Annotated in this window: 14 protein-coding genes and 1 riboswitch; of the genes, 13 read left to right on the top strand and 1 reads right to left on the bottom strand. The window is 75.4% G+C overall.

Features of this window, described 5'->3' with window-relative positions; all coding sequences use genetic code 11:
* Positions 1–158 precede the first annotated feature (158 nt).
* The 11 genes from ABD292_RS15130 (at position 159) to ABD292_RS15080 (ending at position 10,759) form a co-directional block, all read left to right on the top strand.
* Complete coding sequence (locus ABD292_RS15130) at positions 159–1,073, top strand: LysR family transcriptional regulator (RefSeq protein ID WP_344207824.1); 915 nt, start codon at positions 159–161, stop codon at positions 1,071–1,073.
* A complete protein-coding gene (locus ABD292_RS15125; protein ID WP_344207823.1) occupies positions 1,073–1,588 on the top strand; it encodes a cupin domain-containing protein in 516 nt (171 codons plus the stop codon). Before ABD292_RS15130 ends, ABD292_RS15125 begins: the two co-directional genes overlap by 1 nt.
* 8 nt (positions 1,589–1,596) lie before the next feature.
* Positions 1,597–3,165 (top strand): rhodanese-like domain-containing protein, encoded by a 1,569-nt coding sequence (locus ABD292_RS15120; protein ID WP_344207822.1) that lies wholly within the window; start codon positions 1,597–1,599, stop codon positions 3,163–3,165.
* 81 nt (positions 3,166–3,246) lie between these two features.
* The gene (locus ABD292_RS15115) at positions 3,247–3,981 is read left to right on the top strand and encodes a helix-turn-helix transcriptional regulator (RefSeq protein ID WP_344207821.1); all 735 of its coding nucleotides are present in this window, start codon (positions 3,247–3,249) and stop codon (positions 3,979–3,981) included.
* Between the two features lie 55 nt (positions 3,982–4,036).
* Positions 4,037–4,921 carry a sterol desaturase family protein gene (locus tag ABD292_RS15110; RefSeq protein WP_344207820.1) on the top strand — a complete coding sequence of 295 codons (885 nt, stop codon included), beginning with the start codon at positions 4,037–4,039 and terminating at the stop codon, positions 4,919–4,921.
* 171 nt (positions 4,922–5,092) lie between these two features.
* Positions 5,093–5,293 (top strand): CbtB domain-containing protein, encoded by a 201-nt coding sequence (locus ABD292_RS15105; RefSeq protein ID WP_344207819.1) that lies wholly within the window; start codon positions 5,093–5,095, stop codon positions 5,291–5,293.
* Positions 5,294–5,301: 8 nt separating this feature from the next.
* A complete protein-coding gene (locus ABD292_RS15100; RefSeq protein WP_344207818.1) occupies positions 5,302–6,093 on the top strand; it encodes a CbtA family protein in 792 nt (263 codons plus the stop codon).
* 4 nt (positions 6,094–6,097) lie between these two features.
* The gene (locus ABD292_RS15095; protein ID WP_344207817.1) at positions 6,098–6,652 is read left to right on the top strand and encodes a histidine phosphatase family protein; all 555 of its coding nucleotides are present in this window, start codon (positions 6,098–6,100) and stop codon (positions 6,650–6,652) included.
* Positions 6,649–8,823 (top strand): VWA domain-containing protein, encoded by a 2,175-nt coding sequence (locus ABD292_RS15090; protein ID WP_344207816.1) that lies wholly within the window; start codon positions 6,649–6,651, stop codon positions 8,821–8,823. The genes ABD292_RS15095 and ABD292_RS15090 overlap by 4 nt, the downstream gene beginning before the upstream one ends.
* A 2-nt stretch (positions 8,824–8,825) precedes the next feature.
* Positions 8,826–9,428 (top strand): cob(I)yrinic acid a,c-diamide adenosyltransferase, encoded by a 603-nt coding sequence (gene cobO / locus ABD292_RS15085; protein ID WP_344207815.1) that lies wholly within the window; start codon positions 8,826–8,828, stop codon positions 9,426–9,428.
* On the top strand, positions 9,422–10,759 hold the full coding sequence (locus ABD292_RS15080; RefSeq protein ID WP_344207814.1) for a cobyrinic acid a,c-diamide synthase CobB: 1,338 nt from the start codon (positions 9,422–9,424) through the stop codon (positions 10,757–10,759). The genes cobO and ABD292_RS15080 overlap by 7 nt, the downstream gene beginning before the upstream one ends.
* Here the strand turns inward: ABD292_RS15080 and cobN are convergent.
* Complete coding sequence (gene cobN / locus ABD292_RS15075; RefSeq protein WP_344207813.1) at positions 10,714–14,415, bottom strand: cobaltochelatase subunit CobN; 3,702 nt, start codon at positions 14,413–14,415, stop codon at positions 10,714–10,716. The two genes, ABD292_RS15080 and cobN, sit on opposite strands and share 46 nt — an antisense overlap.
* Before the next feature lie 38 nt (positions 14,416–14,453).
* Positions 14,454–14,635, bottom strand: a riboswitch (cobalamin riboswitch).
* A 31-nt stretch (positions 14,636–14,666) separates the two neighbouring features.
* Here cobN and cobG point away from each other — a divergent pair.
* Both cobG and ABD292_RS15065 read left to right on the top strand, forming a co-directional pair.
* Positions 14,667–16,109, top strand: coding sequence for a precorrin-3B synthase (cobG, locus tag ABD292_RS15070; RefSeq protein ID WP_344207812.1), 1,443 nt, complete (start codon positions 14,667–14,669; stop codon positions 16,107–16,109).
* Positions 16,106–16,726: a precorrin-8X methylmutase gene (locus ABD292_RS15065; protein WP_344207811.1), complete on the top strand. Its 621-nt coding sequence runs from the start codon at positions 16,106–16,108 to the stop codon at positions 16,724–16,726. The genes cobG and ABD292_RS15065 overlap by 4 nt, the downstream gene beginning before the upstream one ends.
* Position 16,727 lies beyond the last annotated feature (1 nt).

Genomic DNA, 16,727 nt, shown 5'->3' with positions numbered 1-16,727 from the left:
GACTGCTGCAGAGATGGGGAGCACCGCCGGCTGGTGCACACCTGTCAGCCTGCGGTGTCGCCTGCCGGGGTGTCCAACGACGCTTCGTGATCGCGGGCCATCACGTCACGTGATAAATACCCTTACATCAGGTAGGAATAATAGGTATGATTCCGGGTATGAACCGTACGCTGGACATCGCACCGTTGCGCAGCTTCGTCGCTGTCGCCGACGCCGGCGGCTTCCAGCGCGCCGCCGACGCCCTGCACCTCAGCCAGGGCGCGGTGAGCCAGCACGTCCGCCGGCTGGAGTCCGCGATCGGCCGCCCGCTCGTGGAGCGCAGCGGCCGCGGCTCCCGGTTCACCGCCGACGGAGAGAAACTGCTGGGCCTGGCGCGCGGCATCCTGGCGCTGCACGACGAAGGGCTGCGCAGCTTCGACGACGAGGCGCGCGGCACGATCGTCATCGGCTCGACCGAGCACGCGGCGGCGCAACTGCTGCCGCATCTGGCGGCCGCACTTGACGGGACCGCGCTCGACGGGGCCGGGCCCCGCTACGGCGTCAGGTTCAGGATCGACCGCGGGGCGAGGCTCCGCGAGAGCTTCGCCACCGGACGCATCGACCTGGCCCTGCTCATCGGACCCGCCGACGACCCGCGCGCCACCCCGGTCGGCGACCTCGCGCTCACCTGGTACGCCGCCCCCGGCTGGACGCCGCCGAGGCAGGGCCGGCCGCTCCCGCTCGTCGCCTTCGACCACCCCTGCGCCCTCCGCGACCGCGCCCTGGTGACCCTGTCGCACCACGCGATCCCCGTCGCCATCGCCGCCGAGGCCAACCAGCTGGCCGGCGTGCAGGCCGCCGTCAGCGCCGGCGCGGGCGTGGCGCTGCTCGCGACCCTCGGCCAGACCCCGGAAGGGCTCGTGCCGCGCGACGACCTGCCGAGGCCGAAGCCCTTGCCGCTGGCGCTGTGGACCTGCCAGGGCGTCGCGCCGGCGGTCGCCGAGCGCGTGGCGGACACGCTGCGCCGCCTCCTGACGACCCCGGTCCTGACCAAGGTGCCACCGCACGACCTCGTCCTCGCCAAAGGAGCCTGATGCCCGACCGCCAGCCGTCCCGCCCGACGGGCCGTGACCTCGTCCGTACGCCCAGCGGCGTCCTCGTGCCCGCCGGCATCGACCCGTTCCACCGCACCCTGCACCACGTCGCCCCCGCCGGCCTGATCGGCCGGACCTCGCAGACCTCGGGGATGACGCGGCTGGAGGCCGTCAGCGGCAAGACGGTCGGCGCCGAGAACCTCTGGATGGGTCAGACCCACGTCGCCGCGGCGACCGCGTCGGGCAACCACCACCACGGGGCGTCCGAGACCGCGATCTATGTCGTGTCCGGGCACCCGGTCTTCGTATTCCTGGACGTGGAGGGCGACGAACCCGTCGAACACCGCATCAGCACCGGTCCCGGCGACTACATCTTCGTGCCACCGTTCGTCCCGCACCGCGAGGAGAACCCCGACCCCGACACCGAGGCCGTCGTCGTCATCGCCCGCACCACCCAGGAGGCGATCGTCGTCAACCTCGACGGGCTCGACTGGTCCGACGTCGAGATCCGCTGAGCCCGCCGATGTCCGCTCGTTCGGCCGCGCAGGTCCGCGCGCTGCTGCTGCGCCGCGCCGAGATCGTCATCGCCGACGTACGCGAGGAGGCCGACCACGCGCGGGGCCATCCGCTGTGGGCGGCCAGCTTTCCCCTCTCCCGGCTGGAGCTGGACGCCTGGCGGCGCATCCCCCGCCGCGACACCCCCATCGTCGTCTACGGCGACGCGGACGCGCCCGCGCACCGGGCGATCGACGTCCTGCGCCGCCTCGGCTACTCGCGCGTGGACGCGCTGGAAGGCGGGCTCGACGGCTGGATCGCCGCCGGCGGCGAGCTCTTCCAGGACGTGAACGTGCCCAGCAAGGCGTTCGGCGAGCTGGTCGAGTCGGTCCGCGGCACGCCGTCGCTCACCGCGCAGCACGTCCAGGCGCTCATCGACGCCGGCACGCCGCCCGTCATCGTGGACGCGCGCCGCTTCGAGGAGTTCCAGACCATGAGCATCCCCACCGCGACCAGCGTGCCGGGCGCGGAGCTGGTGCTGCGCGTCCGCGAGCTCGCCCCCGACCCCGCCACCCCCGTCGTCGTGAACTGCGCCGGGCGCACCCGCAGCATCATCGGGGCCCAGTCCCTGATCAACGCCGGCCTGCCCAACCCGGTGGCGGCGCTGCGCAACGGCACCATCGGCTGGACCCTCGCCGGGCAGCGGCTCGACCACGCGGCGACCAGGGCGGCGCCGCGCGCCGTGACGGAGTCGCACCACGCCCTCGCCCTGGCCGGGGCCCGGGACGTCGCCCGGCGCGCCGGCGTGCGGTTCATCGGCGCCGCCGACCTGCCCGGCCTGCGCGACCCCGGTCGCACGACCTACGTCTTCGACGTCCGCTCGGCGGCCGAGTTCGCGGCCGGGCACCTCGACGGCTCCCGGCACGCGCCCGGCGGGCAGCTCGTGCAGGAGACCGACCACTACGCGCCGGTGCGCGGCGCCCGCGTCGTCGTCGTGGACGACGACGGGGTGCGGGCCGCGATGACCGGGTCGTGGCTCGCCCAGATGGGCTGGGAGACCTATGCGATCAGCCCCGCCGCTCCCGGGGATCTGACCAGGCGGGGCGACTCCGATCCCCTCCCGGAGCCGCCGCAGGGCGCCACCGTCTACGCGGCGACCCTGCGCGCCTGGCTGGCCGCCGACGGGGCCTCCACCGTCGTCATCGACGTCGCGCCCAGCCGGGACTACGCCGCCGGGCACATCCCCGGCGCCTGGTACGCCATCCGGTCACGGCTGGCCGCCGCGCTCGCCGCGACCGGCCCGGCTGACCGGTTCGTCGTCACCTGCCCGGACGGCGTGCTGGCGCGTTTCGCCGCGGCGGACCTGCGCCGGCTCACCCCTGCGCCGGTGTTCGGCCTGGACGGCGGCACGGCCGCCTGGCGCGGACCGGTCGAGTCGGATCCGGGGCGCTACGCGGTCGAGCCGGTTGATCGGTACCGGCGGCCGTACGAGGGGACCGACAACGCCAGGACGGCGATGGAGGCGTACCTCACGTGGGAGTACGGCCTGGTGGAGCAGCTTGAGCGGGACGGCACCCACCACTTCCGCGTGGTCTGATGGCACACTGGACGCGGATCGCCCGCCGCGCCGATCACTCCGTCTCCCCCCACGGCGGCCAGATCGTGGAGGACGACAGCCATGACCGCGGCCGGGTGGCAGGGGACGACCGTGCTGCGGCCGGGCTGGCTGGCCTTCAGCGGCGAGGTCGGCGCCACCGAGCCGCACGCGCACGCCGCCCTCCAGGTCATCATCGTGACCGCCGGGACGGTGGAGCTGGCCGACGCCCACCACATCCGCCGCCGGGTGCGGGCGGCGATCATTCCGCCGCGCGCCAGGCACGCCGTGCGCGGCGGCCCCGGCGCCCGCGCCGACATGCTCTATCTCGATCCGGCCGGCGGCGCGGGCCGCCACCTGCTCACCGCTGCGGCCTGGCCGGGCCGCGACCGGGTCGGCGCCTGGGTGGACGCGGCGCACGCCCTGGTGCCGGCCGGCGACGAGTCCCGCGATCCGGCCGCGCTCGTACGTGCCTGGACGGCCGCGGTCCCGGGCCCGCGCCACCCGGCGCTGCGGAGAGCGCTGGAGCTGCTGCCGGAGCTGCTGGCCGGCCCCGTCCGGCTCACCGACCTGGCCGGCGCCGTCCACCTGTCGGCCAGCCGCCTCGGCCATCTGTTCACCGCCGAGCTCGCCCTGCCCTACCCGGTCTACGTGCGCTGGGCCCGGCTGCGCCGCGCCATCGAGCTGGCCCGCGACAGCGCCACGCTGACCGAGGCCGCGCACGGCGCGGGTTTCGCCGACGGCTCCCACCTGACCCGGGTCTGCCACGAGATGTTCGGCCTGGCCCCCTCCCAGCTCATCCACCTCGTGCGGGCGTGAAGGACAGCGGATCCGTCCAAGCCCCGGACGGCCGGCCGCCGCGAGGCTGATCGGCATGCACCGCACAGTCATCCGTTATGGATATGTCCCGTTCATGCTGCTCGGCGTCAACGGCGCCGCCATCGCGCTGGCCGCCTCCGGCGCCTCCAAGCTCTGGCTGGTCGGCCTGCTGCCGGCCGCGATCGGCTGCTCCTTCGCGGCCGAACGCGCCCTGCCGTACGAGGCCGAATGGAACAGCCCGGCCGGGGACGGCTCCCGCGACGTCGCCCACGCCGCGGTCAACGAGCTGCTGCTGCTCGTCAGCGTCGGCGTCATCCCGCTGCTGGCGGCCACCGTCACGGTCGCCGACCTGTGGCCGCGTTCATGGCCCTTCGCGCTGCAGGTGCTGGCCGCCGTCCTGATCGCCGACCTCGGCATCACCCTGACGCACTACGCGAGCCACAAGATCGGCGTGCTGTGGCGCTTCCACGCCGTCCACCACTCCGTCAAGCGCTTCTACGGCTTCAACGGGCTGATGAAGCACCCCCTGCACCAGACCGTGGAGATGGGCGCCGGCGTCGCCCCGCTCATCCTCGTCGGCCTGCCGGTCGACGTCGCCTCCGCCCTGGCCGTCGCCGTCGCCGTGCAACTGCTGCTCCAGCACTCCAACGCCGACTACCGCGTCGGCCCGCTGACGTACGTGCTCGCGCTCAACGAGGGCCACCGCTTCCACCACCTCAAGTGGGCCGGGATCGGCGACGTCAACTTCGGCCTGTTCACCCTGACCTGGGATCACCTGCTCGGCACCTTCTCCTACGACCCCGCCCGCCGCTTCACCTCCGACCAGCTCGGCATGGCGGCCAAGCCCGACTACCCCACCGCCTACCTCGCCCAGCTCGCCGAGCCCTTCCGTGCCTCCGGCGCCTGCCACGCCGACCTGCCCGCCCCGGGGACGCATTGACGCGAACGGGAGAAAAGGATACGTTCCGGGAGATTTCACGGTTGTCCAAGGGAAATCCGGTGAGATGCCGGTGCGGACGCGCCACTGTATCCGGGACGTTGATCCCGGGAGCCAGGTCGCTTGGCGACCGTGACCTCGCAACATGGGACGCGTCACCCTGAGGAGGCTCACATGAGCGGGTTGTCCAGCCCGTCGTCCGTTCCGTCGTCCATTCCCTTCCCGCGCCTGCGGCCCTGGCTGCTGGCCGTGCCCGTGCTGTTGCTCGTGGCGTACCTCGTCCTGATGGACAACGGCGCCATCTCCCAGACGGGAGCATTCCTGCACGAACTCATGCACGACGGGCGGCATCTGCTCGGCGTGCCCTGCCACTAGGGGGCGGGGTGGTACGCACTCTCCTGGTCAGGGGCCTGCTCATGGGGCTGCTGGCCGGACTCGTCGCGGGCGGCTTCGCCTTCGTCTTCGGCGAGCCTCGCGTGGATGACGCGATCGCCCTGGAGGAGGCGGCCGCCGGGACGGCGGCGCACGACCACGCCCCCGGGGAGGCCGCGCATGACCACACCGCCGGGGAGGCGGCGCACGACCACGGCGAAGGGGCCGCGGTCAGCAGGCCGGCGCAGAAGGCGGCGCTCTTCCTGGCCACCGGGCTCTACGGGCTGGCCGTCGGCGGCGTGTTCGCCCTGGTGTTCGCGGGCCTGCGCGGGCGGGTCGGGCCGCGTTCGGACGGGCGGCTGGCGCTGGCCGCCGCCGGGACGGCGTTCGGCGCGGTCATCCTGGTTCCCTTCGTGAAATATCCGGCCAACCCACCGGCGGTGGGCGACCCGGAGACCATCGACAGCCGCACCCTGCTCTACGTGGTGATGATCCTCGTGGGGCTGGCCGCGACGGCGATCGCGGTGGCCACGGCCCGCCGGGTCACCACCGGGGACGACTGGGCACGGTGGGTGGCGGCGGTGGCCGCCTTCCTCGTGCCCGTGGCCGCCGCCTGGTGGCTGCTGCCGGCGGTCGACGAGGTGCCCGACGGCTTCCCCGCGACGTTGCTGTGGCAGTTCAGGCTCGCCTCGCTCGGCACCCAGCTCGTCTTCTGGACGGCGTTCGGCGTGCTGTTCGGCTGGGCGAGCGACCGGGTGGCGCGGCGCGCGGCGGCTCCTGCGCCCCTCGCCGTGCCGGGCTGAGCGGGTGCTGTTCGTCCGGCACGCCACGACGCCGGGCATGCGGGCCGCGTGCTTCCCCCGCGAGGAGGACGACGCCGACGAGGCGAGCCTGGCCAGGGCCGCCGCGCTGGGGTTCGCCGCGCTCCCCGCGTGGGTGGCCCCGGCCAGGGCCGCCCGGCGGACCGCCGCCGCTCTGGGGCTGGAGCCACGTGAGGCTCCGGCCCTGCGGGAGGCGGACTGCGGGCGGTGGCGCGGCCTGCCGTACGAGCGGGTCGCGCGGGAGGAGCCGGAGGCGCTGGCGAGCTGGCTGACCGACCCGGACGCCGCCCCGCACGGCGGCGAGTCCCTGGCCGCGCTCGCCGTCCGGGTCGCCGGCTGGCTCGAAGCGGCACGGGACGAGCCCGAGGCGGTCGCCGTCTGCGACGCCGGCGCCATCCGGGCGGCGCTCGGTCACGCCCTCGGGCTGGGCCCGCGGGCCACCGCCCGTTTCGATGTGGCGCCTCTGTCCACCACCGAGCTGGTCGTCACGCGCGACGGCTGGCGGGTGGCCCATGTCAACCGGAAGGTCTGGAAGTCTTGATCGTCACCTATCCGTTCAGCGCCGTCGTCGGCCTCGACGACCTGAAGCTGGCGCTGGTGCTGAACGCGGTCTCGCCCCGGGTGGGCGGGGTGCTCGTACGCGGGGAGAAGGGAACGGCGAAGTCCACGATCGTACGGGCGCTGGCCGCCCAGCTCCCCTCGGTGGTCGTGGTGCCGGGGTGCCGGTTCGCCTGCGATCCGGCCGCGCCCGACCCCGGCTGCCCGGACGGGCCGCACGAGCCGGGGGCCGAGGGCGTGCAACGTCCGGCGGCCCTGGTGGAGCTGCCCGTGGGCGCGTCGGAGGACCGGCTGGCCGGCTCGCTCGACGTGGAGCGGGCGCTGACGGAGGGCGTGAAGGCGTTCGAGCCCGGCCTGCTGGCCGCCGCCCACCGCGGCGTGCTGTACGTGGACGAGGTGAACCTGCTGCACGACCACCTCGTGGACCTGCTGCTCGACGCCGCCGCCCTGGGGACGTGCTACGTCGAGCGCGAGTCGGTGTCGGTACGCCACGCCGCCCGCTTCCTGCTGGTCGGGACTATGAACCCGGAGGAGGGCGAGCTGCGCCCGCAGCTCCTGGACCGGTTCGGCCTGACGGTCGAGGTCCGGGCGTCACGGGACCCGGAGGAGCGGGCCGAGGTGGTGCGGCGGCGGCTGGCCTTCGAGGCGGACGCGGCGGCGTTCGCGGCCCGCTGGGCGGCGGAGGAGTCGGCGCTGGCGGCCAGGATCGCCGCCGCCCGCGCCCGCGTACCCGGGGTACGGCTGCCGGACGCGCGGCTGCGACAGATCGCGACGGTGTGCGCGGCGTTCGAGGTGGACGGCCTGCGCGCGGACCTGGTGACGGCGAACGCGGCGATCGCGCACGCCGCCTGGCAGGGGCGCGACGCCGTGACCACCGAGGACGTGCGGGCGGCGGCCCGGCTGTCGCTGCCGCATCGCAGGCGGCGCGATCCGTTCGACGCGCCGGGGCTGGACGAGCGGCTGCTTGAGGAGCTGCTGGAGCGTACGGCGGGGGACGACGAGCCCGGGCCCGGCGACGATGACGGCGGCGGCGGCCGGGGCGACGACGGCAGCGGTCCGGGGAGCAGCGCCGGCGGTCCGGGCGATGACGGCAGCGGTCCGGGCGGCGACGGCGGTCCTGGCAACGACCGTCGCGGCCTCGGCGGCGACGGCCGTGGTTCGGCGGGAACGTCGCCACCGCCCGCGGACGCGGCGGGGCCGGACGGCGCGGGCATGGGCGCGGCTCCGGCTTCGGCTCCGGCTCCGGCTTCGGCTTCGGCTTCGGCGAGTGCGGGACCAGGATCGGGCGGGCGGGATCACGCCGGGCCGCCGGACTCCGTGGAGCCCTCGGACGGCACACCGCCCGGCGCCGCGCACCGGGTGGCAGGGGTGGCGGCGCCGTACCGGGTGCCGTTGCTGGAGGTGCCGGGGCTCGGTGAGGGCGCGGCGGGCAGGCGGTCGCGGTCGCGGACCCGGCGCGGCCGGAGCACCGGCTCTCGCCGCCCGGACGGCCCGATCGGCGACCTGCACGTGCCGGCGACGCTGCTTGCGGCGGCCCCGCACCAGCGCGGACGCGGCCGTCACGGCACCGGCCTGGTGCTGCGCGGCGACGACCTGCGTGAGGTCGTGCGCGAAGGCCGGGAGGGCAATCTCGTGCTGTTCGTCGTGGACGCCAGCGGCTCGATGGCGGCCCGCAAGCGGATGACCGCCGTCAAGACCGCCGTGCTCAGCCTGCTGCTGGACGCCTACCAGCGGCGCGACAAGATCGGCCTGATCACCTTCCAGGGGACCGGCGCGCGGGTGGCGCTGCCGCCCACGTCGTCGGTGGAGGCGGGCGCGGCCCGGCTGCGGTCCCTGCCCACCGGCGGGCGCACGCCCCTGGCGGCGGGGCTGACCCGCGCGGCGGAGGTGCTGCGCGTGGAGCGGCTGCGCGATCCGGCGAGGCGGCCGCTGCTGGTGCTGGTGACCGACGGGCGGGCCACGGCGGGCGGCGACGTGGACCGGGCCGCCGCGCTGCTGAAGGGCACCGCGTCGGTGGTCGTGGACTGCGAGAGCGGGCCGGTCAGGCTCGGCCTGGCCGTCCGGCTGGCGTCCCGGCTGCGCGCCCGCCTGGTGCCCCTCGACTCCCTGGCCGACCTCGGGGCGGTCGTCCGTGACTACAGGAAGGCGGTCTGATCATGCCGCAGGGAAAACCGGCCGTCGTGCCCGACGACGGCCTCACCACGCGCCAGCGGCGGACCCGGCCGCTGCTGATGGTCCACACCGGGCCAGGCAAGGGCAAGTCCACGGCCGCGTTCGGGATGGCGCTGCGCGCCTGGAACCAGGGCTGGCCGATCGGGGTGTTCCAGTTCGTGAAGTCGGCCAAGTGGCGCATCGGCGAGGAGCGGGCGCTCAAGGTGCTCGGCGAGAGCGGCGAGGGCGGGCCGGTGACCTGGCACAAGATGGGCGAGGGCTGGTCGTGGATCCAGCGGCCCGGCACCGAGGAGGACCACGCGGCCGACGCCCGCGAGGGCTGGGAGCAGGTCAAGCGCGACCTGGCGGCCGAGACGTACCGGTTCTACGTGCTGGACGAGTTCACGTACCCGCTGAAGTGGGGCTGGCTGGATCTGGACGACGTGCTGGCGGCGCTGACGGCGCGGCCGGGCAACCAGCACGTCGTGATCACGGGGCGGGACGCGCCCGAGCGGCTGGTCGAGGCCGCCGACCTGGTGACGGAGATGGGCAAGGTGCGCCACCCCATGGACGCCGGGCAGAAGGGGCAGAAAGGCATCGAGTGGTAGTTCCCCGGCTCGTCATCGCGGCCCCGTCGTCGGGCAGCGGCAAGACGACGGTGGCCACGGGGCTGATGGCGGCGCTGCGGGCGCGCGGGCTCAGGGTGTCGCCCCACAAGGTGGGGCCCGACTACATCGATCCGGGCTACCACGCCCTCGCCACCGGCCGTCCCGGCCGCAATCTGGACCCGTGGCTCGTCGGCGAGCGGCTGGTCGCGCCGCTGTTCCTGCACGGCGCGGCCGGGTGCGACGTGGCGGTGGTCGAGGGCGTGATGGGCCTGTTCGACGGCAAGGGGGACTCCGGTTTCGCCTCGACCGCGCACGTCGCGACGCTGCTGGACGCGCCCGTGGTGCTGGTGCTCGACGCGGCCAGGCAGAGCAGGTCGGTGGCGGCGGTGGCGCACGGGTTCGCCACGTTCGATCCGCGGGTGCGGGTGGGCGGGGTGGTGCTCAACCGGGTGGGCTCCGACCGGCACGAGGAGCTGTGCCGCTCCGCGCTGGCCGCCGCCGGGGTGCCGGTGCTGGGGGCGATCCGCCGCGACGACGCCGTGGCCACGCCGTCCCGGCATCTGGGGCTGGTGCCCGCCGCCGAGCGGAAGGCCGAGGCGCTGGCGGCGGTGGACCGGCTGGCCGCGCTGGTGGCCCGCTCGTGCGACCTGGACGCGCTGCTGCGGCTGGCCCGCTCGGCTCCCCCGCTGGGCGGGCCCGCCTGGGAGCCGCCGCCGGCCGCTCCTGGCGCGGCGGGCGGCCGGACGGTGGTCGCGATGGCCGGCGGGGAGGCGTTCACCTTCGGCTACGCCGAGCACGCCGAGCTGCTGCGGGCGGCCGGGGCCGAGGTCGCCGTCTTCGATCCGCTGCGCGACGAACGGCTGCCGGACGGCGCCGGCGCACTCGTGATCGGCGGGGGCTTCCCCGAGATGTACGCCGCCGAACTGGCCGCCAACGAGCCGCTGCGCGAGCAGGTCGCCGCCTTCCCCGGACCGATCGCGGCCGAGTGCGCGGGACTGCTGTACCTGTGCGACGAGCTGGACGGCCGGCGCATGTGCGGCCGGGTCCCCGGGCGGGCGCGGATGACGTCCCGGCTGACGCTCGGCTACCGGGACGCGCTCGCGCTGCGGCGCTCGCCGCTCACCAGGGCGGGCGAGCGGCTGCGGGGACACGAGTTCCACCGCACCGCCGTCCGGTACACCGGCGAGCCGCTGTTCCGCTGGGACGGCGGCCACGACGGGTACGGCGACCGCGGCGTGACCGCGTCCTATCTGCACCTGCACTGGGCGGGCGCGCCGCACCTGGCTCAGCGGCTGGTGTCGTCCTCCAGGTCGCCCTCGGTCTTGAGATAGACCTCGCGCAGGCCGCGCAGGACCTCCGGGTCGGGGTGCTCCCACATGCCGCGCTCGGCGGCCTCCAGGAGGCGTTCGGCGATGCCGTGCAGCGCCCACGGGTTGGAGCGGGCCATGAACTCCTGGTTCTCGGGGTCGAGGACGTAGGTCTCGGTCAGCTTGTCGTACATCCAGTCGGCGACCACGCCGGTCGTGGCGTCGTAGCCGAACAGGTAGTCGACGGTGGCGGCCAGCTCGAACGCGCCCTTGTAGCCGTGCCGGCGCATGGCGGCCAGCCAGCGCGGGTTGACCACCCGGGCGCGGAAGATCCGCGAGGTCTCCTCCGACAGGGTGCGGGTGCGTACGGCGTCCGGGCGGGTGCTGTCGCCGACGTAGGCGGCCGGGGCTTTGCCGGTGAGCGCCCGCACGGTGGCGATCATGCCGCCGTGGTACTGGAAGTAGTCGTCGGAGTCGGCGATGTCGTGCTCGCGGGTGTCGACGTTCTTGGCGGCGACCGCGATGCGGCGGTAGGCGTCCTCCATCTGCGGGCGGGCGGCGACGCCGTCGAGGTCGCGGCCGTAGGCGTAGCCGCCCCACACGGCGTACACCTCGGCGAGGTCGGCGTCGTCGCGCCAGTTGCGGCTGTCGATGAGCGGCAGCAGCCCCGCCCCGTACGCGCCGGGCGCGGAGCCGAAGATCCGCATCGTCGCCAGGCGCTCGTCGCCGCCGGACGCGGCCACGTGGGCGCGCACGTAGTTGTCCTCGGCCGGCTCCGGGAGCGACGCGGCCAGCCGTACGGCGTCGTCGAGCATGCTCACCACGTGCGGGAACGCGTCGCGGAAGAACCCGCTGATGCGGACCGTCACGTCGATGCGCGGGCGGCCCAGCTCGGCGAGCGGGATCGGCTCCAGCCGGGTGACGCGGCGCGAGGCGTCGTCCCATTCGGGACGGACGCCGAGCAGGGCCAGGACCTCGGCGACGTCGTCGCCGGCCGTGCGCATGGCGCTGGTGCCCCACACCGACAGCCCGACCGAGCACGGCCACTCGCCGGTGTCGGCGCGATAGCGCGCCAGCAGGGACTCGGCCATGGCCTGGCCGGTCTCCCAGGCCAGGCGGCTCGGCACCGCGCGGGGATCGACGGAGTAGAAGTTGCGGCCGGTCGGCAGCACGTTGACCAGGCCGCGCAGCGGCGAGCCGCTGGGCCCTGCGGGCACGTAGCCGCCGTCCAGGGCGTGCAGGACGTGGTCGAGCTCGTCGGTGGTGCGGGCCAGGCGCGGCACCATCTCGGTGGCGGCGAAGGCGAGCACGCGCGCCACCAGCTCCACCCGCTCCGGCGGCACGTCGTGCAGCGCCGCGCGGGCGACCGCGGACCCCACCTCCGGGGCACCGCCCGACGCCGTACGGGCGACCTCCGACCCCACCTCCGGCGCGCCCCCTAGCACCGCGCGGGCGACCTCGGGTGCCCACTCGGGCGCCCAACCGCGTTCCTCCATGGCCTCGACCAGGGCGCGGGCGACCGACTCCGCCCGGTCCACCTCGCCCAGCCCCGCCGTGCCGTCCTCCGCCAGGCCGAGGGCCTCGCGCAGGCCGGGCAGGGTCTCCCGGCCCGCCCACATCTGACGGGCGCGCAGCATCGCCAGCACCAGGTCGACGCGTACCTGCCCGGTCGGCGCCTGGCCGAGCACGTGCAGGCCGTCGCGGATCTGGACGTCCTTCACCTCGCACAGCCAGCCGTCCACGTGCAGGATGAGGTCGTCGAACTCGCTGTCGTGCGGCCGGTCGGCCAGCCCCAGGTCGTGGTCCAGCCGCGCGGCCTGGATCAGCGTCCAGATCTGCGCCCGGATCGCGGGCAGCTTGGCCGGGTCCATCGCGGCGATCGTGGCGTGCTCGTCCAGCAGCTGCTCCAGCCGGGCGATGTCGCCGTAGGTGTCGGCGCGGGCCATCGGCGGCACCAGGTGGTCCACGAGCACGGCGTGCGCGCGCCGCTTGGCCTGCGTGCCCTCCCCCGGGTCGTTGACGAGGAACGGGTAGATCAGCGGCAGGTCGCCGATGGCGGCGTCGGTGGCGCAGGCCGCCGACAGGCCCGCCGACTTGCCCGGCAGCCACTCCAGGTTGCCGTGCTTGCCGACGTGCACCATGGCGTGCGCCCCGAACTCGGCCGACAGCCAGCGGTAGGCGGCCAGGTAGTGGTGGCTGGGCGGCAGGTCGGGGTCGTGGTAGATGGCGATGGGGTTCTCGCCGAAGCCGCGCGGCGGCTGCACCATCACCACCAGGTTGCCGGCCCGCAGCGCCGCCAGCACGATGTCGGCGCCGTTCTCGCCCTCGTGCACGAACAGCTCGCCCGGCGGCGGCCCCCAGTGCCGCTCGATCGCCTCCCGCAGCTCCGCGGGCAGGGTGCGGTACCACTGCTCGTAGGAGGCGGCGGAGATGCGGACCGGGTTGCCCGCCAGGTGCTCCTCGGTCAGCCAGTCCTGGTCCTGGCCGCCGGCGGCGATCAGCGCGTGGATGAGCGCGTCGCCGTCCTGCTCGGCCACGCCGGGGAAGCCGTCGCCCAGGTCGTAGCCGGCCTCGGCGAGCCGGGCCAGCAGCCGTACGGTGCTCGCGGGGGTGTCCAGCCCGACGGCGTTGCCGACGCGGGAGTGCTTGGTCGGGTACGCCGACAGCATCACCACCAGCCGCCGCGCGGCGGGCGGCGTGTGCCGCAGCAGGCCGTGGCGCACCGCGATGCCCGCCACCCGGGCGGCCCGTTCGGGGTCGGCGACGTAGACGGTCAGCCCGTCGGGGTCGATCTCCTTGAATGAGAACGGCACCGTGATGATCCGCCCGTCGAACTCCGGGATCGCCACCTGGGAGGCGGCGTCCAGCGGCGACAGGCCGTCGTCGTTCTCCTCCCACGCCTGGCGGGTGGTGGTCAGGCAGAGCCCCTGCAGGATCGGCACGTCGAGCCCGGCCAGCGCGCCGACGTCCCATGCCTCGTCGTCGCCGCCCGCGCCGGCGGTGGCCGGGCGGGAGCCGCCCGCCGCCAGCACCGTGACGACCAGCGCGTCCGCCGCGCGCAGCGTGTCGAGCAGCTCCGGCTCGGCCGCGCGCAGGGACGAGCAGAAGATCGGCAGCGCCTGCCCGCCCGCGTCCTCGACGGCGGCGCACAGTGTCTCGACGAACGCGGTGTTGCCCGCCATGTGGTGCGCCCGGTAGTAGAGCACCCCCACCACCGGGCCGCTGGTGGAGCGGGCAGGGCGTTCCAGCCGTCCCCAGGTGGGCGCGGCGGCGGGCGGCTCGAACCCGTGCCCGGTCAGCAGGACGGTGTCGGACAGGAACGCGTGCAGCTGCGCCAGGTTGGCCGGCCCGCCGTGGGCCAGGTAGGCGTGCGCCTCGGCGCACACCCCGCCGCTGACCGTGGACAGCTCCATCAGCTCGGCGTCGGGCGCCTGCTCGCCGCCCAGCACCACGACGGGGCGCGGCCCGGCCAGCAGCGCGTCCAGCCCTTCCTCCCAGGCCCGGCGCCCGCCCAGCAGGCGCACCACGACGAGATCGGTCCCCTCCGTCAGGCCGGGCAGGTCCTCGGCGGTCAGCCGGGCCGGATTGCCCAGACGGTAGTCCGCGCCGCAGGCGCGGGCGCTCAGCAGGTCGGTGTCGGAGGTGGAGAGCAGCAGGACGGTACGGCTGTCGCCAGGCACGGCGCGTTCCTCCCTCGGGGTCCTCGCCCCGGTCGCGGGTGTTGCGACGGCAGGAGTCTCCTGGCTCCCGGATCGACGCTCACCCCGGCCTTCCCGTCCGTCGCCGGACAGTGGCCTTGTGGTGGGGTTCGCTCCCCGGTCACAGTGGCGGGACCGCGCCGGATTCGCACCGGCTTCCTCCCTTTGCCATCGCCTACGCCGAAGCTTACGGCAGGAGCGACCCGCCTCAGAAGTGGCGTTACGATCCCTTCGTGCCCGTAGGTGAATTTCCCGGACGTACGCGTCCCGATGCCTGTCCGGGGGCGCTGCAGGTGCACGAGGCCGCCGACGGCCCGCTCGCCCGCGTGCGCCTGCCCGGCGGCGCGGTGTCGGCCGCGCAGCTCCGCGTGCTCGCCGCCTGCGCGGCCGAGCTGGGGGCGGACGTGATCGAGCTCACGTCGCGGGCCAACGTCCAGGTGCGGGGCCTGCGCTCGCCGGACGTCTTCGCCCGGCGGATCGCGGCGGCCGGGCTGCTGCCGTCGCCCGCGCACGAGCGGGTCCGCAACATCGTGGCCTCCCCGCTGAGCGGACGCGGCCCGGACGGGCTGGTGGACGTGCTGGCCATGGCCCACGCCCTCGACCGGGCCCTGTGCGCGCGCCCCCGGCTGGCCGGCTTACCGGGACGCTTCCTGTTCGCCCTGGACGACGGCACGGGCGACGTCGCCGGACTCGGCGCGGACGTCACGTACGCGGCGACGAGGCTCGGCGCGGCCACCTCGGACGCGGCGTCCGAACTCAGCGCTGACGTCTCGGACACGACGCCGGCGCGCGGCGCGGACGTCTCGGACACGACGCCGGCGCGCGGCGCGGACGTCTCGGACGCGGCGGCCGGGCGGCTGCTGCTCGCCGGAACGGACACCGGGCTGACCGCCGGGCCGGACGCGGCGATCGCGCTCATGATCGACGCCGCCGAGGCGTTCCTCGACGAGCTGCCCTCCGGCGATGACCGCGCCTGGCGCGTCCGCGAACTGGACGACGGCCCGGCCCGAATCGCCGCCCGCCTGCGCGGCGGCGCGTACCAGCCCGTCCCGGACTCGGCCCGCCTGCCCGACGACGCGAACCAGCCCATCTCGGCCCCGGCCCGCCCGAGCGGCGGCGCAAACCCGCCCGTCCCGGACCTGGCCCGCCTGGGCGGCGGCGCGAATCCTCCTGTTCCAGCCCCGGCCCGTCGGCTGCCCGGTCCCGACCGCCTCCCGCCGCCCCGTGCAGGCAGGCCAGCGGCGGGCCGGATGGTGCAGCGGGACGGGCGGGTGGCCGTCGAGGCCGTTGTGCCGCTTGGGCGGTTGACGTCCGGCCAGGCCCTGGCGCTCGCGGACACCGGTCACGCCGTGCGGTTGACGCCCTGGCGGACCGTCGTGCTGCCGGACCTCTCCCCCGCCGAGGCGGACCGGGCCGGGAAGGCGCTCGACGGCATGGGGCTCGTCACCGACCCTGATTCCCCCTGGGCCGGCGTCACCGCCTGCACCGGCCGTCCCGGCTGCGCCAAGGCCCTCGCCGACGTACGGGCGGACGCCCGGCGCTGGGTGGAGGGCCTGGACCGCGCCCCCGCCACCCCCGTCCACTGGGCGGGCTGCGAGCGCCGCTGCGGCCTGCCGCGCGGCCCGGTCGTCCAGCTGATCGCGACCACGAACGGATACGAGGAACGCCACCCTTGAGCGACTACATCCGCGACGGCGCCGAGATCTACCGGCGCTCGTTCGCGACCATCCGCGCCGAGACCGACCTCACGGGCCTGCCGCCCGAGGTGGCCCAGGTGGCGGTGCGCATGATCCACGCCTGCGGCATGACCGACCTCGTCGACGACCTGGCCTGGTCGCCCGGGGCGGTCGTCCGGGCCCGCGAGGCGCTGCGCGGCGGCGCGCCCGTGCTGTGCGACGCCATGATGGTCGCCTCGGGCGTGACCAGGCGCAGGCTGCCCGCCGGCAACGAGGTGCTCTGCACGCTGGGCGACCCGCGCGTGCCCGAGCTGGCCGAACGGCTCGGCACCACCCGCAGCGCCGCCGCCCTTGAGCTGTGGCGCGACCGCCTGGAGGGCGCGGTGGTGGCGATCGGCAACGCGCCGACCGCGCTGTTCCGCCTCCTGGAGCTGGTCGCCGAGGGGGCGGGACGCCCGGCGGCCGTGCTCGGCATCCCGGTCGGCTTCATCGGCGCGGCCGAGTCCAAGCAGGCGCTGGCCGGCAGCGACCTGGAGTACCTGGTGGTGCACGGCCGCCGCGGCGGCAGTGCCATGACGGCGGCGGCGGTCAACGCCATCGCGGATGAGACGGAGTAGA

It is taken from the genome of Nonomuraea bangladeshensis (assembly GCF_039529455.1).
GTDB lineage: Bacteria > Actinomycetota > Actinomycetes > Streptosporangiales > Streptosporangiaceae > Nonomuraea > Nonomuraea bangladeshensis.
Note: the sequence above shows the minus strand (reverse complement) of the source record. Positions and strands in the feature narration are given on the sequence as shown.